Genomic DNA, 22,046 nt, shown 5'->3' with positions numbered 1-22,046 from the left:
ATTGTCAGTTAATTTTTCAGCCTATTCTTTTGAATAGAGTCCTTTTTTAACTACTTTTTTACGCATAGCTTCTGGATCTATTCCTTTACCATCGTCTTTAATGACAATATTTACCCTATCTCTTTCTCTTGTAGCAATTAGTTTTAAAATTCCTTTTTCAGGTTTTCCCAATTTTATTCTCTCGTCTGAGTGTTCTATACCGTGATCAAGAGAATTTCTAATGAGGTGCGTTAATGGTTCTGCAAGTTCGTCGAGAACTGTTCTATCAAGTTCAATTTCGGAACCTTCGATTTCAAAGTCGATTTCTTTACTGAGTGCTTTTGCAGTATCTCTAACAGTTCTTGGAAATCTATTGAATACGAATGCAACAGGGATCATTCTCATGCCCATTACTTCTTCCTGAAGTTCTGTTGCAAGCATGTTGAGTCTTCCAACAGCATTGTGGAGTTCTTTTAAATCGTATTTTGTAGCAATCTGTGTAAAGTTTGCCCTGTTTATTACAACTTCACCAACCAAGTTCATCAGTTTGTCAAGTTTTTCAATATTCACCCTAACAGTCTGTGATTTTTTGGATGCAGAATTATCGGCCTGTTTTTTTGAACCATTACCCTCAGCAGATTTAGCTTTTTCGGGTTGTTCTGAAATTTCAATATCTTGGTGTATCGGTTCGATTGAAAATCCGGTTATTTCGGGAGTTTTTAAAATTATTTCTTTAATGTCATCTTCAGACTCGTCAGTATCGTAATATATTGTAACTGTGTTTCCACCAAGATTCCCTTCCTGAATTTTACTTTCGGAAGGTTCAGTTTCCAAAATATTACCTTTTTCTTTTAAGTCTTTAAGTACCATGTATGCACGAACTGCTTTTAAGAGACATTCTTCATCGATTTTAATGTCGATTTTGTACTGCCCGGGACTACTGTAGCATTTAGCTTGAGTTTTTGGTTTTGCTATATTAGGTACTTCTTTTGACGAAGTATTTTTAAATTTAAGTTCAAGTCCTGCCGATAAAACATATTCCATTTCACAAACTGAATTTGAAATATCTATTTCGTCCAAATCTGTTGAAACCAAAACATCTAGTTCTCCAGAACCGCTTGATAAAAGTTCAGCTTCTGAGGGAATTGATAAAATCACTTCCCCGATTTCTTTTAATTTGGAAAGAACCATTGTTAACCGAACTGCTTTTAATAAACAATCATCCACAACTTTTGCTTTTACGTGGTAAATTTTTTTATTTTCATTTATTTCAGAAATTAATTTATCTGAAACTTCCTCTAAATCAAATACTGTATGATCCAAAATGATTTCTTTATCCTCTACTGATTCGCCAACAGTTTCAGATAATGTGGATGAAATTTTTTCATTTAATTCTGAATAATCGTTTTTCGGATCGGATCCAGTTTCAATTACTTTTGCAATCTGTTCCATTGCCAAAAGTGCTGATTTGAGCACTGCAAGTGAATTTTCGGTTACTGCAACGGTTTCATTTAGCAGCCCTGTTGCGAGTTCATCGATATTTTTTAAAGTATCTTTTAATTCAGTGTATTCGAGGGCATCAAGGATTGTCAAAAGTGCAGAAGCTGATTCGTGCATTTGATTTAAAACACTGTCCAAATTTTCCGGTTTTTCAGCTGAAGCGCTGGAGTTTTCTTTGATAAATACAGTGGTCGATTCATTTGCTAATTTTATGGAACTTGAATTTGATGAAATATTTTTAACGGATTCTTCTTCGACTAATTCTTCAGTAATTTCAATATCCTCTGAAAAATCTTCTTCTGAATATTCACCTGAAAGATACTTATTTTTGACAGATTTTATTATTTCAACGAGGGAATCTACATCAACACTTGTTGTATCTTCACCATCGCCAACTTCTGAAACCATGGTTTCAAGGGCATCAAGACATTTAAAGAGTAAGTCAACTATTTCAGGATTTACTTTAATTCTTCCATCTCTGATGTAGTCTAAAATATCTTCCATATGGTGAGTTAGTGAGGAGATATGTTCAAATCCAAGTGTTCTTGCTGACCCTTTCAATGTGTGTGCAGATCTAAAGATCATATTGATGATTCTTTCAGAGTCTTCAGGGCAGTTTTCAAGTTCGACCATATTTTGATTTAATGATTGCAAATGCTCTTCAGCTTCAGTCATGAATAGTTCCTTATATTGTTCCATGTCGTCCATATTATCGACCCCCGATTTTTTTGGCGAATTTTATGATTTCGTCGGGTATATTTGTTGGATCCATCACCTTATCAACCACATTCATTTCGATTGCAGTTTTAGGCATGCCATAAATCACACAGGTCTCCTGGTTTTGTGCAATTGTGTATCCTCCTTTATTTTTGACCATTTTCATTCCGTTTGCACCATCTCTACCAATGCCCGTTAGAATTACGCCAATTGTATTTTTACCGTAGTATTTTGTAACGTATTCTGCAGTTACGTCTACAGTGGGTTTTGTTCCGTGGATTTTTGGCATATCTTCATCAATTAAAATGTATATATTTCCGCCTCTTTTTTGAAGAATCATTTGTGAGTCTCCTGGTGCGACGTAAGCATGATCGGGTTTTACAAGTTCACCGTGTTCTGCTTCTTTAACTGTAATTGATGAATTATTATTCATTCTTTCAGCAAAAACACGAGTAAATCCCCTTGGCATGTGCTGTACTATAAATATTGGAGGCATATTTTTTGGAATATTTGAAATTATTTCTGAAACTACTGGCGGGCCACCTGTTGAGGAGCCTATCATTATGGCCATGTTGTTTAATTTTTCAGGAGAAAGTCCCGAAATCTTTTCAATCGTTTTTTCAAGTGCATTATTGTCGGATTTTTCTTCTTTTTTGATAGTTTCGAAAATTCTTGATGATTTAATTCTTGCAGTAGATTTTGAAGCGGCTTTTACTTTTTTTATTATATTTTCCCCAATAGTTCTGATGTCAAGTGAAACAGAACCTGAAGGCTTTTCTATAAAATCAACCGCACCATTATCAAGTGCTTTTAACGTAGCTTCTGACCCTTGTTTAGTTATTGCGGAAAGCATGAGTATTGGGGTAGGTTTATGTTCCATGATCTGTTTTGTAGCATCAATTCCATTCATAATTGGCATTTCGACATCCATGGTGATTACATTTGGTTCTAATTTTTTTGCAAGTTCTATTGCTTCTTTTCCATCTCTTGCAGTAGCAACGACTTCGATTTCGTCATCTGCTTTTAGGATGTCTTCTAGAACCTTTCTCATAAATGCCGAATCATCTACAACTAGAACTTTTATTTTACTCATGATTTCACTTGTTTTTGGTAATTATGGGGATTTTTTAATTATTTAGAATTCTTGTGGGTCAATTAAATTTTTAATGTCAAGAATAATGATTAATCTATTTCCAATTTTTGCAATACCTTCAATATATTCTCCGCTTGCATTTTTCTTGATTCCTTCAATGTCTTCAATCTGTTCGGATGAAATTTGCATTACGTCACTTACAGAATCAACTAAAATTCCAATTGGTACACCATCGATTTCTACAACCATTACGAGCTTTTCACTGTCTTCATCAGCAACATCCTCAAAAAGATTTAATTTCTTCCTAAGATCGATGATTGGCATGATTTCGCCACGAATGTTCGTAACTCCGACAATATAGCTTGGAGTATTTGGAATAGATGTAATATCTTGTAATTTTAAAACTTCTCTTACTCCTGTTACTCTTAAACAGTATTCATTGCTTGCTAATTTGAAAACTACTACTTTTGGAACGTCATCCATAAAAAACACCTCATTTTAACCTATCTAATATATTATGAACAAGAATTATGCAGTGATCAGCATGCAATTCTAGGGGTGACAGCGATATTTTTTCTGCACCAATTTCTTCTAAAAATTCTTCGTCTTCATCGCCAATTCCAATATGGTCACCAAGTACGAATAAAAAATCTTCATCATCTTTAAATTCAAAATCTTCTAGTGGCTTTCCGTTTAAATGGAGGTAAAAAATTCGTTTTCCTTCGTTTTTCTTTTCTAAAATAATATCTCTAAATTCACGCTTAGATGAATATATTCCAGAAGTACTTTCTTTCCAGAGTTCAGTCGCATCCTTTTCGAGTGCTTTTTTGATAAAAAGTGCAATACTTCGTTCATCAGGACTGACTCTTTTTAATTCACTTCCAACGAATTTCAGTGTAACTGGCGGATTTGGATCGCCATAGTTGACACTGTAAAAAATAGTATCTCTTCGCATGTCGTGAGAAAGGAAAAATGCGCTGTTTACACAGCGGCATAATAAATCCAATCTTCCAGAACTTCCAGGAAGGTCTTTTAGGTTAATTTCACCATTTGTTACAGCTTTGTTAGCTTTAATTATGAATTCTTTCAAAATTTCACCTAATTAAGGTCTAAAACATCAAAAGTATTGTAAATACCTTCTTTTTTATCAGCAACGAATTGAATTGCACGAATTGCTCCGGAAACAAGGGACTGTCTACTGGTTACCCTATGTGAAAGTTCAAGTCTCTCCCCATCTGTTGTGAATATTACAGTGTGGTCTCCAACTATGTCTCCACCCCTTAAGGCATGGATGCAGATTTCTTCTTTTGTTCTTTCACCAGTAATTCCTTCTCTTCCGTAGATTATGTTGGAATCTCTGTTTAGGTTGTTTTGAATAATTTCAGCAGCCCTTAATGCAGTTCCACTTGGTGCATCTTTTTTGAATTTGTGGTGCATTTCAAGAATTTCGATATCGTAATCTCCAAGTTTTTGCGCGAGAAGTTCAAGTGTTTTAAAGAATATGTTTACTCCAACTGCATAGTTTTGTGAGATGGTTGCTGCAACTTTGTTCTCAGAAATTGCATTTTCCATTTCAGCTCTTTGTTCGGGTGTAAATCCGGTAGTTCCGATAACCAAATTTACTCCAAGTTTAGCTGCTGTTTTTGCAGTATTAACGCATGGGGCAGCTGCTGTAAAATCAACCAATACTTCTGCACCAGATTCTTTTAAAATAGCTTCAAGTTCGTCTGAAGTGCTCAATGATACACCAATTTTTCCAAGGCCCGTTAATTCCCCAATATCTTGGCCTTTTTTAGGGTGGTTTGGAATATCAATTGCTGCAACTACATCTAATCCATCAGTTTCAGTAATTGTTTTTATAATTCCACTTCCCATTCTACCGAGTGCTCCCGTAACTGCTACTTTAACCATACTTCCACCTAAACTTCCGCTTTTTCATTAATGTTGTCCATATAATTGTCAATTTTACATTTTAAATTATCTACAACACCAGAAGCCCGGTCTATATTTTCAGGCGTGAATTCTTTTAAGAGATATTTTATATCTTGTACGCCTTCGTAAATTTCCTGAAGAAGGTTCAAAAGTCCTGAAATTTTGACATTTTGGGCATCTAGTGCATCGATTATTTTTTCAGAATTGTTGTCGATAGTTGATAATACATTATCGATTTCTGAAGTTATTACATCTAATTTAGATGTTTGTTCATTATTTGAAGCTATTAATATATCCAGTTTATTATTTATTGATTCGAGTAAATTATTGTTTCCTTCAGAGCCAGTTTCAATTTTTTTAATCTGAATTGCTGGTTTATCCATTGCAAGTTTGATTTTAGTAAAAATATTGTCCATAGAATTTTTTAAATTATAGGCAAGGGATTCAAAGTCATCATTCTCAATACATATGTTTTCAGATTCCTGAAAATCAGCTTCAACAGTTTCGAATTCTTCATTTTCAGATGAATTTTTTAAATCTTCAATGATATTTTCAGTATCATTTTGGGTTTGATGGTTTTCTTTTAATTTTTCGAATCGCTCAATACTACTATCAAAAACTTCCATGATATCGGCTCCATATAACTTGAAAGATTTTTTGCCGATTATATACTATATTGTTTTTGTGTAGGTAATTATGTGTATATTTAAACAACCATTAAAAAGTTAATAATTTTTCATTTTTTTTCTGTTTTAATGGGTATTCTTGTAATGGAATTGCATTCAAGACATGTAATTACAACATGAGGGTAATTTTTTGCCTTCGTTCTAACCCTTGAATTTTTACCATAAATTAAAAAAGAACCACAATTTTTGCAAATTCTTCTTTTCCATTCTTTTGGATAGGGCATTCTCATTCGCATTGCTATTTTTTTACCCAAAACAACATAATTTTTTGAACGATCAGTTTTTCCGTCTTTTGATTCTTTTTCAGCCAAATTCATCAGTATATCAATTCTTTCTTCAGCAATTTTTTTTGACTTTTCCAAAAATTTCTTTTTTAGTTTCATGTTTTTCCCTTGAAATATTGTAACAAAATCAAATAGAAATCTGATAAAATTATATAAAAAGGAATGTAAGGAATAGATTTCTTACTAAAATTTATATTGTATGAAACCGAATATGATTTGCTAAAGAATTTGTTAAAGATTTTTTATATCTATGGTGAAACAGTGAGTAAAGTTAAGGACATGGGTCTTGCTCCAAGCGGACACCTAAAAATGGAATGGGCTAAAAAACACATGCCTGTTCTTTGTCGTATAAGGGAAGATTTTAAAAAAGATAAGCCTTTTAACGGAATTACAATTGGAATGGCACTTCATTTAGAAGCTAAAACTGCGATTTTAGCAGAAACACTCATGGAAGGCGGCGCAAAAATTGTAATTACTGGCTGTAATCCACTTTCAACACAGGACGACGTTGCAGCAGCATGCGTTGAAAAAGGAATGGAAGTTTACGCATGGCGTGGAGAAACCAACGAGGAATACTATGAAAATTTAAATTTGGTTCTCGATTCAAATCCCGATATCATAATTGATGATGGTGCAGATTTAATATTCTTAATTCATACCCAAAGAACTGAATTAATCGGAAAAATAATGGGCGGTTGTGAAGAAACTACAACTGGAATTATTAGATTAAAAGCAATGGCCGAAGAAGGTGCATTAAAATTCCCTGTTGTAAATGTAAACGATGCTTACACAAAACACATGTTTGACAACAGGTATGGAACGGGCCAAAGTGCAATGGATGGAATTATCAGAACTACAAATTTACTTATTGCTGGAAAAAACGTTGTAGTCGGCGGATACGGTTGGTGTGGAAGAGGTGTAGCTTCAAGAGCTGCAGGCCACGGTGCAAACGTAATCATTACAGAAGTAAATCCAATTCGAGCATTAGAAGCTAAAATGGATGGATTTACGGTATTAAAAATGGAAGAAGCTGCAAAAGTTGGGGACATTTTTGTAACTACGACGGGCTGTAAAGACATTTTAAGAATGGAACACTTTTTATTAATGAAAGATGGTGCTGTTTTATCAAATGCAGGACACTTCGACAATGAAATTAATAAAAATGATCTAAAAGAACTCTCAAAATCTGTAAGGGAAGTTAGATTTAATATTGAAGAATACGACCTTGGAAACAAAAAAATATTCGTGCTCGGAGAGGGAAGACTCGTAAACCTTGCATGTGCTGACGGACACCCTTGCGAAGTAATGGATATGAGTTTTGCAAACCAGGCTTTAAGTGCGAAATTCATCAAGGATAACAATGGAAAACTTGAAAACGAAGTATACGAAATCCCATACGAACAGGATTTAAAAATTGCACTTTTAAAATTACATTCAATGGGCGCAGATATCGATGAACTCTCACCTGAACAGAGAAAGTACTTAAGCGACTGGAAAGAAGGAACTTAAATTTTTAATTTAACTTTTTTAGTGATTATCATGGAAAAACCAGTTATGTGTAAAATAATTGATATATTGGATGAAAGTCCAACAGTGAAAACTTTTTTACTCGATAAAGAGTTTGATTTTAAACCCGGGCAATTTGCAATGGTGTGGATTCCCGGAATTGATGAAAAACCTTTTGGGTTTTCGAGTAAAAATTCCATTAGTGTTGCAAAAGTTGGCAGATTTACTGAAAAAATTCATTCCTTAAAAAAAGGAGACCTTTTGGGAATAAGGGGCCCTTATGGAAATAATTTTGAATGTATTGGAAATAAAATTCTTGCAGTTGCAGGTGGAATTGGAAGTGCTCCGATTATTTCCGCAGTCGAAGAGTTTTCTAAAATGAATGTTGAAGTTACTTCGATTATTGGCGGAAGAACTAAAGACGAACTTTTATTTTTAGATAGATTTGAAAAATGTGGAAGGATTTTTGCATGTACTGATGACTGTAGCTATGGATTTGGTGGATTTACTACTGAAAAAATGTTAGAATTACTTTCAAAAGAAAAATTTGACATGGTAATTACATGCGGCCCTGAAATAATGATGAAAAAAGTTGTAGAAATTGCAGAAAACAACGATATGCCCATTCAAGTTTCACTTGAAAGATATATGAAATGTGGAATTGGAATATGTGGCCAGTGTGCTGTTGACGATGAAGGACTATGCGTTTGTAAAGATGGGCCAGTATTCTGGAACGATAAACTTAAATTTGTAAGTGAATTTGGGAAATACAAAAGAGATGCAAGCGGCGCTATTTTATAACTAAACGACTTATTTATTTAAACTATATATATTAAGAAATACTGATATAATTAAAAATTACTTTTTTTAAAGAATAATAAATGTGAGTAAAATATGTGTTCAATAAGTGGAATAGTTGCAAAGGATGAAGAGGGCTCGGGGAGCCGTAGTCTGCTGGATAATATCCAAAAACATGTTATAAACATGATGAAAATACTAAAGCATCGGGGTCCGGATTATTCTGGAATGATGTTTGATGATGAAGTTCTCTATTTTGAAAATTTTGACGATGTTGTTGAAAACACCGAAACAATTTCGCGAATGGCAATGGGCCACAACAGGCTTGCTATCGTTGGTACCGCAGTTCAACCAATACCAAATGACGATGAATCTATATGGATCATCTGTAATGGTGAAATTTATAACCACATTGAATTAAGGGATGAACTCTCTGTAGAACATGAATTTAAAACAGATACAGATTCTGAAGCAATTATTCACGCTTACGAAGATGAACTTATCGATGTTTTAGATGGAGATTACGCTTACGCAATTTACGATAAGGAAAAAAATATCATTGAACTAAGAAGGGATTTAATTGGTGTAAAACCACTCTATTTCATAGACACGGATGAATATTTTGCATTCGCATCTGAAAAAAAGGCTCTTTACTATTTATTAATGGAAATCAATGGTATGGACTACAAAAATGCTTTTAATTATGATATATGCCGACTTGATCCAAATTCAAGGCTTACTTATGAACTGGATGAAAATTCCTGGTACATTGAAGAAGAATTGGAAAAAATAAATTCAAATTATTTCGAAGAAGAGAATTATGAATTGTGCAAAAATGAACTTGAAACTACAATTTTAGATTCAGTTTTAAAACGAGTAAAAGGGCTTGAAAAAGTTGGAATTATATACTCGGGTGGCGTTGACAGCACCCTTATCTCAAAACTTGCATCCGAATCATGCGAAGTTATACTTTATTCAGTAGGTTCCGAAAATTCTGAAGATTTGGTATATGCAGAACGGGCTGCAAAAGATATGGGGCTTAACTTTAGAAAAAAAATAATTTCAGAAGATGAATTTGAAGATTATGTGGTAAACGTCGCAAGAGCAATAGATGAACTCGATGTAATGAAGTTGAGCGTTGGAATTCCAATATTTGCAGCATCAGAAATGGCAAGAGAAGACGGGATAAAAGTAGTACTTTCCGGCCAAGGTGCAGATGAATTATTTGCAGGATACAATAGATATCAAAGGATATTAAATGAAAAAGGAGAAGATGGCCTTAAAGAATCAATAATTTCAGATGTCTTTGATATTCATAAAATCAATCTTGAAAGGGATGACCACTGTACAATGGCAAATGGTGTTGAATTAAGAGTTCCTTTCTTAGACAAGTTTGTAATCGATGTTGGCTTATCAATTCCAGTTGGATACAAAATTGAAGAACCAAGAAAAAAGATATTGCGAGATATCGCTTCAAAATATGTTCCAGATTATATTGCAGAACGGCCAAAAAAAGCCGCGCAATACGGTAGTGGAAGCGAAAAAATGGTCTATGCCGTTGCAAAAAAACACGGGTACTCTAAAAAAGAAATAAATAAATTTTTCGAAGAATATTTACTTGAAAAAATAAAATTTTAAGTTTTTTTTTATTTACTTTTAATTAAATATCAATTTCTCCTTCAAAGACGGTTGTTGCTGGACCGGTCATGTAGATGTGATTGTCACTCTCATTCCATTCAATTGTTAAATCTCCACCGAGAAGTTTGACTGTTGCTTTTCTACCAACATATCCTTTTAAAACGGAAGCAACTAAAACTGCGCAAGCTCCAGTTCCGCAAGCAAGCGTTTCCCCAGCACCTCTTTCCCAAACTCTCATTTTAATAGTAGAATCATCGATTAATTCAACGAACTCGACATTTGTTTTTCTTGGGAATTTTTCGTGAAATTCAAATAATGGGCCGATTTTTTCAAGAGGGAATTCGCTTACATTTTCAATATATGTTATTGCATGCGGGTTCCCCATTGAAACGCAGGTGAAATTGTAGCAGTAATCTTTTGCAGTTATTTCTTCATCGATTACAGGGTGTTTTTCACTTAAAACAGGAATTGTTTCTGCTTTTAAGATTGGTTCTCCCATATCGACTTTTACCAAAACTACCTTGTCATTTTCGACAGTCATTTCAAGAACCTTTATTCCTGCAAGTGTTTCAATCGTAATTGTTGATTTATCGGTCATTTTTTTATCATAAACGAACTTTCCAACGCAACGAATTGCATTACCACACATTTCAGCTTCTGAACCATCTGAATTAAACATTCTCATTTTAAAGTCAGCTATTTCTGAAGGAAGAATTAATACAAGACCATCTGACCCGATTCCAAAGTGCCTGTCACTCACAAATCTTGAAATTTCGTTTGGATTTTCAATTTTTTGTGAGGTAGCATCTACGTAGATATAATCGTTGCCTAAACCATGCATTTTTGTAAATTTCATTAAAACCACCATACAAAATGGGTAATTATTAAAAAATAGTAAAAGAAGTAATTAAGCTTTAGCATTTATCTTTGTTTCATCAATAACAACAACGTCCCTGATTGCAGTTACTGTTCTGTATGGAACAAAAGAATAGTTTTCTGATGAGGGGGAAATTGGACTTTGTTCTGAAGGTTCAATATTTAATGAAATTATTCTGCCTGTTTTTTCATCAATTACGATATCATCAACAGTACCGATGATACTACCTAAGCTGCCTACAATAGATCTACCATTTAATGATTTGAAGGATAATTTCATTCAACCACCTTATTAATTAGGGTTTCGACCAGTTTTTTATCGGAAAGGGTATTGACATTTACAATAATATCTTTAACAACATGGAGAGTTTCGATCTGTTCCCCATATTTTGGAGTTAATATATTGATACCTAACGGTATGTATCCACCCATATCAAATGAGGGCGTTCCAACATAGTCCTCATGTTTTGTGACTACACAAAAGGACTCTATGCGATTACAAGAATTGTTAACAATTAGATACTCATTTATTATACTATTAATAACTTTCGTCTTAATTGTGGGGATATCACTCGATAAAATTAAAAATGGTTCTTTAAAAAATTCTATACATTCATTTAGGTCATCCACATAATCTGTTCCAGATGTACAAATTATATTTACCTTTTGATTATAATTTTGGTTTGCACAATATTTTTTTTCTAAATATTCTTTTGTTTTTGGAGTATGATTTGATACTGCAACATATATTTTTTTGATTTCTGATTTTAAAAGTGAGTCAATAACATAATCGATCATAGGTTTTCCACAAATGTTTAGAATCGGTTTTTCCACATTTTCTTCCAACCGCGTTCCTTTTCCGCCCGCCATAATTAGTGCATCCATTTTTTCACGCAAACATGATTAGTATGATTTATATAACTCCAAAAACATATTTAAATGTGTCATTATCAATTCGGGGGATAATTATGGAATATGTTTCTAAAAAAGAAATAATGTATAAAGAACCTCTCGTAATTACTGGTTTTCCAGGTATCGGCCTTGTTGGAAGCATTGCTTCGTACCATATTTTAAAAAACTTAAAACTGGAATATATTGGCTATATTGAAGACCCAAAGCTTCCAGAAATAATGATTGTCGAAGAAGGAATTGCATATCCTCCTGTTAGAGTATACGCTCGCGATGATTTGATAGTATTTTTTTCAGACGTAATGATCCCTCCTGAATTAGTATATTCCATGTCAACCATGATTTCTGAACATTTAAAGAAAATAAATCCAAAAATGGTTGTAACACTGGAAGGATTTGCATCGATGAATCCCGAAAAATCATTCTGGGTTTCATCGTCTGAAGACGTTTTAAATTCAATTGTGGATGAAGATACCCCTGCATTACAGCTTGGAATGGTTGGGGGAATTCCGGGAGCGCTTATGAACTGCTGCAATGAAGAGGATATTCGGGCTGCATGTTTAATTACTGAAACGGTTGGGTTAAGGCCTGACCCACGAGGAGCGTCTAAAATAATTGAAAACTTAAATAAAAAATACAATTTAGATGCTGACACTGAAGAACTGATAAAAGAAGCTGAAAATATAGAGGAAAAAATGAAAAGCCTCGCAAAAGAACATGCAAAATTAATGTCAAAGCCAAAAACTGAAAATCCAATGTATATGTAAAATTAAAAAAGTGATATCATGAAAGCACTAGCTTTGACGGGAGTGGGACCTTATGCAATTTCTGAAATTGTAAAAAACCACATAAAAACATTAAATTTGAAGAATATTTGTAATTTATTGGTATTAGAATCTTCAAAGGTTGGAGATTTTTTATTTGTTACAAATGTTTCAAAAGAAGACGTAATTTCTGGAACTGAGGGGTTAATCGTTCAAATAAAGAAGATATCAATTAATAACCAAAGCGGATATTCAAAAAGCTGTGACGAAACAGAATCCGTAGTTGGCAAAGTTCAAGTAGAACTTTTAGGCTATGCATCCTGTTCAAATGTGGTCGAAACCGGATTAATGGATCCTTCAGTTGTAATTTTGAAAGCAAGATCTGTATATGATCTTTAATTATTAATATTTAAGAATGAAATCTGGTGAAAAAAATGCCTGTAATTACAATAGAAGCTGGATCTGTGAGTAAAGAACAGAAAGAAAAATTAATTAAGGAATTTACGAAATCTGCAAGCGAGATAATTGGACTTCCAGAAGAAAAATTTATCGTATTTATAAAAGAAAATACTGATGAAAATGTCGGTGTCGGTGGAATTTCCCTTTTAGAACTTAAATCCAAAAGATAACCGATAAGCATTTATTCTATTTTTACATTAAACTTCTTTGATTTTTAACAAGATTTTTTTGAAGAGGCGATTTTTTTGAAGATACTTGGAATAAGCGGTTCACCAAGAAAAAACGGAAATACAAGCAATCTAGTAAAAGAAGCACTAAAAGCTGCCGAAAAGGAAGGTTTTGAAACAGAATTTATTTCACTCTCAGGTCTTGAGTTAAACCCGTGTATTGCATGTGATATGTGCAAAAAAGAAGAAGGATGTATTATTGTAGATGATATGGAAGAAATTTTGGAAAAAATTGAAGAAGCGGATGGAATAATAGTTGGATCTCCTGTTTACTTTGGAGGAGTTTCTGCACAGACAAAAATGTTAATTGATAGATCAAGACCGCTAAGGGCAGGTTTTAAATTAAAATATAAAGTTGGTGCAGCAATTTCAGTCGGTGCTTCAAGAAACGGCGGTCAGGAAACTACAATAAGGCAGATTCACGACTTTTTCTTGATACAGTCAATGATTGTAGTTGGAGATAGCGAACCTACTGCACACTACGGTGGAACGGGGCAAGGAAAATCACCAGAAGATACAAAAGAAGATAATCCTGGAATCGAAACTTCAAGAAATACTGGAAAAAGAGTAGCTGAAGTTTTGAAAAAAATGAAATTATAACATATTTATAATTTATTTTAACTAATCTGGGGGATTTTATGGATTTAGCAGAAACCAGGGACATAAAAAAGTATTTAATCGAAAATGAACTCCAAATTTATCCTACTCAGGATATTCCTGAAGATTTCCCAAATATTGCTTGGGAAGGGGATAATTGGAAAGATTTTTTGAAAATCGCAATTTTTGAAAAAGCATCCATAATATTTGTTAGGGAAGAAATTTTTAAAGACGCACATATAAAATCAAACATAATCCCGACAACAGATTCTGATGAAAAAATTGTTGAATTTAACAATAAAATAAGGTCTTTTGAAAAGCATATCGGAAAACTGGCAATATTTACAATGTATTGGGTAAAAAACGACATAATTTACTCATTTACCCAAAGTTCAAAATGGGCCGAAGATTTCTTGAGTATTTCGGTAACGCTTGAAAATACGGAAGATAGGGAAATATTAGGAATGTAATCAATTTTAAAATTATTTTTTAAGTCAATTAAGGTGTATGCAAGCCAAATAACATTCCTAAACTGTAACCAAAGTATGCGACAAGCAAAAACCTTGGAATTCTTCCAAGAAGTGTTCCTGCACCAAATGACAGAAGATTCATTTTAAATATGCCTGCAAGCCATGCAAACACCTTGTATGGAATTGGGGTAAAACCTGCAATCGCAACGCCCCAAACTCCAAATTTTTCGAAAAACGCTTTTCCTTTGATAAAATTTTTTTCTTTGAAAATTTTTAGAAATGCATTTGTTCCAAGTTTTTTTCCAAGAAAATAACCTGTGTATCCCCCGGTAAGTGACCCAAAAGAAGCTACAAAGGCGCATGTTACAGAATCTAATCCGAAAGCTGCAGCGCCGATAATAAATATGTCTGGAATTACGGGTTGAATTACCGCTTCAGTAAATGCAATTAAAAATATTCCAAAATATCCGTAGTTAAGTACAATATATTCTGCAAATTGGTAAATATCCATAATACACCTTTATTTTTATCCTTTAACTAGTGAACGCAATATATCTGTCTGAGAAATAACTCCAACTGCATCTGTTTTCTCATCGATTACCAAAAGTCCGGAAACATCCGCATGGAGCATTATCTGTGCAGCATGTTTTACATCTGCATTTTCGTCTATTGTTAATATTTCTTTTGTCGAAACGTCTTTCAATGTAACGTCCATTAATTCAAAAACTCCTTTTTCAAAGAATATATGTGCCAAATCCCTGTAGGTTATTACTCCATCGATATTTTCATCAATTCTTACAAAAACCCGTTTAACGCCCTTATTGTTCATTAATTTAAATGCTTCAAATAAGCTTTTTTCCCCATCAATGGTAAAAATCGTCGGATTCATCAATTCTTTTACTTTCATAACACTCCACTCACTTTTTTTCGATAGATTAATATATTAATTAAAATAAAGAAATGTGTAATTGTGACACATCCGCCTTAATTATGAACTAGCGTAAAATGTCATGTATTTCAAATTCAATGAATCTATTTTTGAATTCACATTATATAATGAAACTCATAGATTATATTCTTTGGTGGTGTAATGAGCAAATTGGTACTTAATATGCCTTGCAGCACATTTACTCTTGAAACAATAATGTGTTGTGTGTTTGGACTGAAAGCATTTGACGTTGCAGTCTATTTTGAAATTTTAAAGTGTAAGCCTGCAAAAATAAATGAAATTGCAGAATCACTGAATAGGGAAAGAAGCACGATTCAAAGGTCTGCACAGAGTTTGATGAATGCAGGTATCATCATTAGAAAACAGATTAATATCAAAGAAGGTGGCTATTACTATAAATACGAAGCCGTTCCTTTTGCAGACGTCAAAGAACGGATTAAAAAAACCATGAGTGAATGGAGTCGGGATGTTTGCAAATGGGTAGATGAAATAGATGAAAAAGATGCCGATGAACTGATAAACAATTTAATTTAAAGTAATTAATAAAATATATGTGAAAATATGAAACTAACTTTTCTTGGAACCGGAGCGGCAATACCCACCAAATATAGGGCCCATCCATCAATTTCCTTAAAATTTGATGGAGAGATATTCTTGTTTGATTGTGGTGAAAATACACAAAGACAGATTATTTTTACAGATGTATCTCCGATGAAAATTAATAATATCTTTATTTCACACTTGCACGGCGACCATATCTTAGGAATCCCCGGACTTATGCAATCAATTGCATTTCAGGGCAGAACAAAGCCATTGAACATATACGGGCCAAAAGAAACTGCAAAAATGATTGAAAATATATTAAATGTGGGCTACCATTCAATCGATTACCCAATAAATGTCTATGAAATATCTGCAAAGTCCCCTGAAAAGATAATTTCAAGTGATAATTACGAAGTATTCAGTTTTCCAGTAGTTCACTCCGTTCCTGCACTTGCATATGTATTCAAACAGGTTAAAAAACCTAGAATGGATTTGGAAAAAGTAAATAAATTGGGAATTGAGATCGGGCCTGATTTAAAAAGGTTAAAAGATGGTTTTAATATTGAACTCAACGGAAAAATAATAACTCCAGATGACGTTACAGTTCCCCCAAAAAAAGGGATTTGCGTAGGATACAGTGGGGATACTATTCCCTTGAATGAATTTGCTGAATTTTTAAAAGAATTAAAATGCACGACGTTAATTCATGAAGCAACTTTTGATAAATCAATGGATAAAAATGCAAAAGAAACATTACATTCGACCGTTAGTGACGCATTAAACATTGCAAAACTTTCTGGCGTGAATACTGTAATATTAACACATATATCGGCAAGATATGACGAAATATCTGCTTATGAAAAAGACATTGTTGAATTTAAAGCAGAACATCCGGATTTACACATACTGATTGCAGAAGATTTAATGGAATATTCATTAAAAGGAAAATAGGTGAGACAAATGACTGAGTATTTTGAGTATGCAGGGGTTGAAAATACAGAAAATACCTTAAAATATGCAGTAGAACGGGCTAAATTAGGAATTTTTGACATTGTTGTAGCTTCTTCATATGGTGAAACTGCAAAAATGTTACTTGATAGTTTAGAAAAAGAAAATTTAAATGTAAATGTGGTTGTTGTAACCTATCATCGGGGCTTTTCTGGGCCCGATATTGTAGCAATGCCTGAAAATATTAAAAAAGACCTCGAAAAACGGGGTGCAAAAGTATTTAGCGGAACTCACGCTTTAAGCGGTGTTGAACGAGGAATTTCAAAAAGACTTGGTGGATATGGGCCAGTAGAAGTTATTGCACAGACATTAAAAACACTCGGACAGGGCGTTAAAGTATGCTATGAGGTAACAGTGATGGCTGCTGATGCAGGGCTTGTTTCAACGAAAAAAGAAATTATTGCAATAGGTGGAAGTAGCAGAGGTGCTGATTCTGCAGTCGTTATTTTGCCGTCAAATATGAATACATTTTTTGATATTGAATTAAGAGAATTGATATGCATGCCAAGAAATAAGAAAAAGCATGAATAGTTGAAAATACATGATATATGAAATGTTTAAAAATATACCTCAAAGGTGGTAAAATCGAAGAGGAAATAAAATTAACTCAAATGGTTACATTACACGGATGAGCTTGTAAACTTCCAGACACCGAACTTGAAAATTTAGTAAAAGGCATAATTTCTGAAGATGATTTAAAAAATACGAAAGTTGGCCTCGGAGACGATGCCGCAGTAGTTATAAAAAATGGAATGGCAATTGTAAAAACAATTGACGTTTTCACACCAATTGTAGATGACCCTTACCTTCAAGGACGAATTGCTGCATGTAATTCTACCAGTGATGTATATGCAATGGGAATTTCCGAAGTTATTGGCGGACTTGTATTTCTTGGAATTCCTCCAGAACTTCCTGTAAGCGTTGCGAAAAAAATGCTTCAGGGTTTTCAGGACTTCTGCCGAGAAAACGATACCACAATTATTGGTGGACATACCATTTTAAACCCCTGGCCTTTGATTGGTGGCGCAATTACTGGTGTAGGAAAAGAAGAAGATATCCTTACAAAAGCAGGATGTAAAAAGGGCGATGTATTAATTCTTACAAAACCGCTTGGAAACCAGAGTGCAATGGCACTATCTAGAGTTACTGAAGAATTTGAAGATTTAATCGATATCCCAAAAGAAGAACAAAAATACATCTTTGAAAAAACCATTGAACTGATGACAACGTCTAATAGAATAGCTCTTTTACATTTAAGAGAACTTGAAAATGAGTTGGGCGAAAAAATTGCAAATGCAATGACTGATGTTACAGGATTTGGTATTTTAGGTCACAGTCAGGAAATGGCTGAACAAAGCAATGTAGAAATTGAAATATCCTGCCTTCCAGTAATTAAGGGAACTCCAGAACTTGCTTCACTGTTTGGACATGGTCTTTGCTGTGGAAAGGGTGCTGAAACTGCCGGCGGTCTTTTAATTTCCACAAAACCAGAATATAAATATAAATTAATTCAGAAATTTGAAGAAAATAACGTTTACGCCTTTGAAGTTGGAAAAATAATAAATAATGGTGTTGGAATATCTAAATTATCCGAAAATGTTAAGATTTTAGAAATATAATGATAATCCGAACCTAAATTTAGGAGGATTATTATTTAATCAGCTACTTTAAATATATATTTGCATTCAGGGCAGATTATTTTCTTTCCCACAGAATTAAATTCTTTTCCGCATTTTGGACATTTTGTTTTATTTGTTTTTAATTTATCGAGATTTATTATTGTGTACTTGCTGATTTCACTTTTAAATTCCATGGTCTTCCTCTTACCAATAATATTTATATCTAGAATTATAATGGTTTATATAAGCTTATGCTAATTTAAAATTTATTTGGGAAAAAATGAGTTTAAAATCTTTAGCATTTAAAAATAGGGGCCAGATATCTCTTGAAGCAGGTGTTATTGTAATCGCCGTTGCAATGGTTGCAGTATTTGCAGCGTATCTTTATGTAAAAAGCACTGTAGAATCCGCAATTCAAATAAACGAAACTACAAATGGTACTATAGGGATATATAACAATGCAGTAAACAAATTAACTGAATCGGTTGGAAATTTAAGTAATAAGTAAATGGTGAAACTTTGAAAGAGCTAACTGGAAGAATTATTTCAAAAGGCGTCGTTGAAGGGGAAGCAATTGTTTCAAAATCGTCCATTTCATTTCTTGGTGGCGTAAATGAGGAAGGAATTGTAACTGATAAGGAAAATGAACTTTTTGGAAAAAGTATCGCAAACAAAATATTTGTATTTCCAACTGGGAAAGGAAGTACTGTTGGTTCTTACGTAATCTACGGGCTTGCTAAAAGAGGGCTTTTAAAAGGAATGGTAAATTTTGAGTCCGAACCAATTGTCGCAACTGGTGCAATTCTTGGAAAAATCCCGCTCGTGGATAAAGTTAATATAGATGAAATTAAAGATGGCGATATAGTAGTAGTTGATGGAAACACGGGAACTGTTAAAATAAAAGAACAGTAAACTAAAATATACTTTCCTACTATTTTGAATTTTTATTCATATTTTAAAATGTGAGATGAGACTATGAGGAAATCGAGAGACGCGAATCCATTTAAAGCAATGCCTACCATTTTATATCCTGATGAATTGTTAGACAAGGCATATAACCGATCTGAAAAGATTGCAGGAGAACTTAGAACAACTACAAGAGGATTAAGTGTCCCAAAATCAAGAATAATCGAAGATAACAAAATTAGAACTACTGCATCAGTTATTTCAGACAATCTTTTGAAAATTGTAGAAAAAACTCCTTCAATAGATAATTTAGACCCATTTTATAGGGAAATTCTTGAAATCATGGTTGGAAGCGACGAATTTAAAAAATCGCTTGCAGCAGTGCAGTGGGCATCTGAAATCGTGAAAAAATTAGGAACCCAGTATTCAAGAAAAGTTAAGAAAGCACCAAGCCCGCAAGCTACATCAATCGTTAGAAAAGAGTTTATCGGAAGGGTTTCATCAGTTTTAAAACAGATTTACCCAAACATGGCGTTTTTAGGTGTTGCAAGAAACAAGCTTAAAAATATTCCAACTGTGAAAAACTTACCTTCAGTTGTTATTGCAGGATACCCAAATGTTGGGAAATCAACACTCCTTAGAACACTTACAGATGCAGAACCAGAAGTAAATTCTTACCCATTTACAACGAAAGGATTGAATATCGGATATACTGAAGAAGGAATTCAGATAATCGATACTCCTGGAGTTTTAGATAGGCCTATTTATGAAAGAAACGATATCGAACTTCACGCGGTAGTTGCAATAAACTATCTTTCAGATATGATTTTATTCGTAATTGACCCAACTGAATTCTGCGGATTTACGATAGAAGAACAGTTCAATTTACTTGAGGAAGTTAGAAAAACATTTAACGCTCCAATTTTAGTTGCGCTAACCAAAATGGATGTTGATGAAATAGAAGGTTTAGATGCACTTGAAGAAGACCTTGGAGAATACGAAGTAATGAAAGTATCTTCACTTAAAAAAGAAGGAATCGTTGACTTAAAAGGTAGACTTTTAGATATTCTTGATGAACAAGGTTTAATGGACCTTTTAGAAGAAGAATAAAATTGATCTATTTTTTTTATTTTATTTTTTTAGGTTTTTGATAGATTGTAGCTTTTAAATCCGCCTACAAGTCGTTTTACTTTAAACCCTAACAGTTTTAATATCGTTGCAATCGACTGGCTTCTCATGCCGCCCCTTGCACAAAAGACTATTAAATTTTTATTTGGATCCAACTTTAAAGATTCTGAAACTATTCTTTTTATTCCATCCTGAATGATAACCCCTGCTTTAGCAATTGCAACTTCTTTTCCTTCGCTTTTATAGAGTTTTCCAATAGTTTCATATTCTTCAGTTAAAAAAAGAGGGATATTTACTGCATCGGGTATGGTTTTTTCAGAAAATTCCCTTGGGGACCTTGCATCAATTATTACTACATTTTCAAAATCTGATTTAAAAAACTGGTCAACTGTGATAACCTCATCCGAAAGCTCGCTTCCGATTGATTCGAGGTATTTTTTGATATTTACTGGTTCAAAATAAAACATTTCGCCAGAAAACTCTAAAACAGTTGGTTTTGAAATGCTTTTAGAATTTTCAGAAATAAACGATGCAATCTGTCCAGTTAATTTTCCTGCGGCAATTTTTCCATCCTTTAAAATTACCTTTTCACCAGTTTTTAATCTGATTACTAAAATAACATCGTTTTTAAATGTAAGTAGCCTTGAAAGAATGTTTTCATCCATATTTTCACTTTAAATTTTAATTCCGTGTTTTTTCAAAATTTCGTCAATATATTTAGATATTTCTTCAGCTGATTTTAAAATATCTTCGTTATTTATTTCTAAATCATGTTTCACTTTCATAATATGCCGTAAATAGTGTTCACTGTATAATCCTTCTTCAATTAAAGTTGCAGCATTGTAATATTCATCTTTTTTTAGTAAATCAACTATTTCGTCCATTAATTCGATTTTTTCAGGTTTTGAAAGTGCGGATTTCAAATCAATAAATTTATCGATTAAAATTTCTTTTTCAATCTCGTTTTTTGGAAGATACCAGTTTAAAAGCCTCTTAATCTGGCATTCATACGGGCAGTTTACGACAATATTATAATTGTAACATTTTAAATCAGAAAACGGTTCAGGAATTGTTACCTTATCTCGCCCACCAATTCTCCGCCCTTCAAATTCAACTATGCAGTATCCAGCATCTTCTGCAATTTTTTTCTGTTTTTCAATACACAAATCAAACTGTTCTTGAGTACTTGAGGATAAATCGTACAAATCCCCTAAAATACTCCCTTTATTGTTTGCACAGCCTTCGATATCCACGACTGAGTATTTTTTCTTTAATTCGTTTAAAATTTCGGTTTTTCCACAACCCGTTTTTCCAAAAAGTCCAATAATCATCATGTTTACACCAGAAATACAGTAGTAAAAACATATTAAAAAACTTAATGGATAGCTATTCAAAAAATGCGATTTTGAAATTGTAAATTTGTTAAAAAAATAGTAATTTTATTTTAAAAAATTTAAA

At 33.3% G+C, this 22,046-nt stretch carries 30 protein-coding genes; 15 read left to right on the top strand and 15 right to left on the bottom strand.

The features are described 5' to 3' along the window. Window positions 1–21 precede the first annotated feature (21 nt). From HNP90_RS04030 to HNP90_RS04000, 7 genes are all read right to left on the bottom strand, one after another. Entirely contained in the window at window positions 22–2,187 is a 2,166-nt protein-coding gene (locus tag HNP90_RS04030) for an Hpt domain-containing protein (protein WP_394353573.1), read from the bottom strand. A gap of 1 nt (window position 2,188) precedes the next feature. Beyond that, entirely contained in the window at window positions 2,189–3,289 is a 1,101-nt protein-coding gene (locus HNP90_RS04025; protein ID WP_011976580.1) for a protein-glutamate methylesterase/protein-glutamine glutaminase, read from the bottom strand. A 42-nt stretch (window positions 3,290–3,331) separates the two neighbouring features. Next, window positions 3,332–3,772, bottom strand: a complete 441-nt coding sequence (locus HNP90_RS04020; protein ID WP_011976579.1) for a chemotaxis protein CheW — start codon at window positions 3,770–3,772, stop codon at window positions 3,332–3,334. Between the two features lie 10 nt (window positions 3,773–3,782). Further along, window positions 3,783–4,379, bottom strand: coding sequence for a tRNA (pseudouridine(54)-N(1))-methyltransferase TrmY (trmY, locus tag HNP90_RS04015; protein WP_011976578.1), 597 nt, complete (start codon window positions 4,377–4,379; stop codon window positions 3,783–3,785). Window positions 4,380–4,387: 8 nt separating this feature from the next. Further along, window positions 4,388–5,200, bottom strand: coding sequence for a 4-hydroxy-tetrahydrodipicolinate reductase (gene dapB, locus HNP90_RS04010; protein ID WP_011976577.1), 813 nt, complete (start codon window positions 5,198–5,200; stop codon window positions 4,388–4,390). Between the two features lie 8 nt (window positions 5,201–5,208). Beyond that, the gene (locus HNP90_RS04005) at window positions 5,209–5,847 is read right to left on the bottom strand and encodes a hypothetical protein (RefSeq protein WP_011976576.1); all 639 of its coding nucleotides are present in this window, start codon (window positions 5,845–5,847) and stop codon (window positions 5,209–5,211) included. Between the two features lie 110 nt (window positions 5,848–5,957). Beyond that, window positions 5,958–6,290, bottom strand: a complete 333-nt coding sequence (locus tag HNP90_RS04000; RefSeq protein ID WP_011976575.1) for a ribonuclease P protein component 4 — start codon at window positions 6,288–6,290, stop codon at window positions 5,958–5,960. Between the two features lie 162 nt (window positions 6,291–6,452). Here HNP90_RS04000 and HNP90_RS03995 point away from each other — a divergent pair, with 162 nt between their 5' ends. The 3 genes from HNP90_RS03995 (at window position 6,453) to asnB (ending at window position 10,133) form a co-directional block, all read left to right on the top strand. Beyond that, window positions 6,453–7,700 carry an adenosylhomocysteinase gene (locus HNP90_RS03995; RefSeq protein WP_011976574.1) on the top strand — a complete coding sequence of 416 codons (1,248 nt, stop codon included), beginning with the start codon at window positions 6,453–6,455 and terminating at the stop codon, window positions 7,698–7,700. A gap of 30 nt (window positions 7,701–7,730) precedes the next feature. Then, window positions 7,731–8,498: a dihydroorotate dehydrogenase electron transfer subunit gene (locus HNP90_RS03990; RefSeq protein WP_011976573.1), complete on the top strand. Its 768-nt coding sequence runs from the start codon at window positions 7,731–7,733 to the stop codon at window positions 8,496–8,498. 93 nt (window positions 8,499–8,591) lie between these two features. Then, window positions 8,592–10,133: an asparagine synthase (glutamine-hydrolyzing) gene (asnB, locus tag HNP90_RS03985; RefSeq protein ID WP_011976572.1), complete on the top strand. Its 1,542-nt coding sequence runs from the start codon at window positions 8,592–8,594 to the stop codon at window positions 10,131–10,133. A gap of 22 nt (window positions 10,134–10,155) precedes the next feature. On the opposite strand, the gene dapF is transcribed toward asnB, so the two are convergent. From dapF to cobY, 3 genes are read right to left on the bottom strand one after another with little or no spacing between them, the layout of a single operon-like run. Continuing rightward, a complete protein-coding gene (gene dapF, locus HNP90_RS03980; protein ID WP_011976571.1) occupies window positions 10,156–10,989 on the bottom strand; it encodes a diaminopimelate epimerase in 834 nt (277 codons plus the stop codon). 51 nt (window positions 10,990–11,040) lie between these two features. Next, window positions 11,041–11,289 (bottom strand): PRC-barrel domain-containing protein, encoded by a 249-nt coding sequence (locus tag HNP90_RS03975; protein ID WP_011976570.1) that lies wholly within the window; start codon window positions 11,287–11,289, stop codon window positions 11,041–11,043. After that, entirely contained in the window at window positions 11,286–11,894 is a 609-nt protein-coding gene (cobY, locus tag HNP90_RS03970; RefSeq protein ID WP_011976569.1) for an adenosylcobinamide-phosphate guanylyltransferase, read from the bottom strand. The genes HNP90_RS03975 and cobY overlap by 4 nt, the downstream gene beginning before the upstream one ends. 83 nt (window positions 11,895–11,977) lie before the next feature. On the opposite strand from cobY, the gene HNP90_RS03965 reads away from it, so the two are divergent. The 5 genes from HNP90_RS03965 (at window position 11,978) to HNP90_RS03945 (ending at window position 14,435) form a co-directional block, all read left to right on the top strand. After that, entirely contained in the window at window positions 11,978–12,685 is a 708-nt protein-coding gene (locus tag HNP90_RS03965; RefSeq protein ID WP_011976568.1) for a proteasome assembly chaperone family protein, read from the top strand. Between the two features lie 18 nt (window positions 12,686–12,703). Beyond that, window positions 12,704–13,081: a DUF473 domain-containing protein gene (locus HNP90_RS03960; protein ID WP_011976567.1), complete on the top strand. Its 378-nt coding sequence runs from the start codon at window positions 12,704–12,706 to the stop codon at window positions 13,079–13,081. Window positions 13,082–13,116: 35 nt separating this feature from the next. Next, window positions 13,117–13,311, top strand: a complete 195-nt coding sequence (gene dmpI, locus HNP90_RS03955; RefSeq protein WP_011976566.1) for a 4-oxalocrotonate tautomerase DmpI — start codon at window positions 13,117–13,119, stop codon at window positions 13,309–13,311. A gap of 75 nt (window positions 13,312–13,386) precedes the next feature. Continuing rightward, complete coding sequence (locus HNP90_RS03950) at window positions 13,387–13,968, top strand: flavodoxin family protein (protein WP_011976565.1); 582 nt, start codon at window positions 13,387–13,389, stop codon at window positions 13,966–13,968. A 38-nt stretch (window positions 13,969–14,006) separates the two neighbouring features. Continuing rightward, window positions 14,007–14,435: a hypothetical protein gene (locus tag HNP90_RS03945; protein WP_011976564.1), complete on the top strand. Its 429-nt coding sequence runs from the start codon at window positions 14,007–14,009 to the stop codon at window positions 14,433–14,435. 28 nt (window positions 14,436–14,463) lie between these two features. Here HNP90_RS03945 and HNP90_RS03940 read toward each other — a convergent pair whose 3' ends face one another. Beyond that, window positions 14,464–14,946, bottom strand: coding sequence for a YqaA family protein (locus tag HNP90_RS03940; RefSeq protein WP_011976563.1), 483 nt, complete (start codon window positions 14,944–14,946; stop codon window positions 14,464–14,466). 15 nt (window positions 14,947–14,961) lie between these two features. Beyond that, window positions 14,962–15,342 carry a CBS domain-containing protein gene (locus HNP90_RS03935; RefSeq protein WP_011976562.1) on the bottom strand — a complete coding sequence of 127 codons (381 nt, stop codon included), beginning with the start codon at window positions 15,340–15,342 and terminating at the stop codon, window positions 14,962–14,964. A 183-nt stretch (window positions 15,343–15,525) separates the two neighbouring features. Between HNP90_RS03935 and HNP90_RS03930 the strand changes: the two genes are divergently transcribed. Genes HNP90_RS03930 through selD form a run of 4 tightly spaced genes read left to right on the top strand, consistent with a single transcriptional unit; the run spans window position 15,526 to window position 18,554 of the window. Continuing rightward, window positions 15,526–15,918, top strand: a complete 393-nt coding sequence (locus HNP90_RS03930) for a helix-turn-helix domain-containing protein (RefSeq protein ID WP_011976561.1) — start codon at window positions 15,526–15,528, stop codon at window positions 15,916–15,918. Window positions 15,919–15,945: 27 nt separating this feature from the next. After that, the gene (gene rnz / locus HNP90_RS03925) at window positions 15,946–16,878 is read left to right on the top strand and encodes a ribonuclease Z (RefSeq protein ID WP_011976560.1); all 933 of its coding nucleotides are present in this window, start codon (window positions 15,946–15,948) and stop codon (window positions 16,876–16,878) included. Between the two features lie 9 nt (window positions 16,879–16,887). Further along, window positions 16,888–17,466 carry a pyruvate kinase alpha/beta domain-containing protein gene (locus tag HNP90_RS03920; protein WP_011976559.1) on the top strand — a complete coding sequence of 193 codons (579 nt, stop codon included), beginning with the start codon at window positions 16,888–16,890 and terminating at the stop codon, window positions 17,464–17,466. Window positions 17,467–17,483: 17 nt separating this feature from the next. Beyond that, entirely contained in the window at window positions 17,484–18,554 is a 1,071-nt protein-coding gene (selD, locus tag HNP90_RS03915; RefSeq protein ID WP_011976558.1) for a selenide, water dikinase SelD, read from the top strand. Window positions 18,555–18,589: 35 nt separating this feature from the next. Here the strand turns inward: selD and HNP90_RS03910 are convergent, their stop codons facing one another. Continuing rightward, on the bottom strand, window positions 18,590–18,748 hold the full coding sequence (locus HNP90_RS03910) for a hypothetical protein (protein ID WP_181486637.1): 159 nt from the start codon (window positions 18,746–18,748) through the stop codon (window positions 18,590–18,592). Between the two features lie 86 nt (window positions 18,749–18,834). Between HNP90_RS03910 and HNP90_RS03905 the strand changes: the two genes are divergently transcribed. The 3 genes from HNP90_RS03905 (at window position 18,835) to HNP90_RS03895 (ending at window position 20,570) form a co-directional block, all read left to right on the top strand. Beyond that, entirely contained in the window at window positions 18,835–19,062 is a 228-nt protein-coding gene (locus tag HNP90_RS03905; protein ID WP_011976557.1) for a class III signal peptide-containing protein, read from the top strand. An 11-nt stretch (window positions 19,063–19,073) separates the two neighbouring features. Beyond that, a complete protein-coding gene (locus HNP90_RS03900; protein ID WP_011976556.1) occupies window positions 19,074–19,466 on the top strand; it encodes a DUF126 domain-containing protein in 393 nt (130 codons plus the stop codon). 63 nt (window positions 19,467–19,529) lie between these two features. Beyond that, window positions 19,530–20,570, top strand: a complete 1,041-nt coding sequence (locus tag HNP90_RS03895) for an NOG1 family protein (RefSeq protein WP_011976555.1) — start codon at window positions 19,530–19,532, stop codon at window positions 20,568–20,570. Window positions 20,571–20,599: 29 nt separating this feature from the next. Here HNP90_RS03895 and HNP90_RS03890 read toward each other — a convergent pair whose 3' ends face one another. Together HNP90_RS03890 and HNP90_RS03885 are read right to left on the bottom strand one after the other, a co-directional pair. Next, window positions 20,600–21,253, bottom strand: coding sequence for a selenouridine synthase SelU-like subunit (locus HNP90_RS03890; RefSeq protein ID WP_011976554.1), 654 nt, complete (start codon window positions 21,251–21,253; stop codon window positions 20,600–20,602). Window positions 21,254–21,262: 9 nt separating this feature from the next. After that, a complete protein-coding gene (locus HNP90_RS03885) occupies window positions 21,263–21,922 on the bottom strand; it encodes a selenouridine synthase SelU-like subunit (protein WP_011976553.1) in 660 nt (219 codons plus the stop codon). Window positions 21,923–22,046 lie beyond the last annotated feature (124 nt).

It is taken from the genome of Methanococcus maripaludis (assembly GCF_013760955.1).
GTDB classification, from domain to species: domain Archaea; phylum AGJL01; class Methanococci; order Methanococcales; family Methanococcaceae; genus Methanococcus; species Methanococcus maripaludis_A.
Note: the sequence above shows the minus strand (reverse complement) of the source record. Positions and strands in the feature narration are given on the sequence as shown.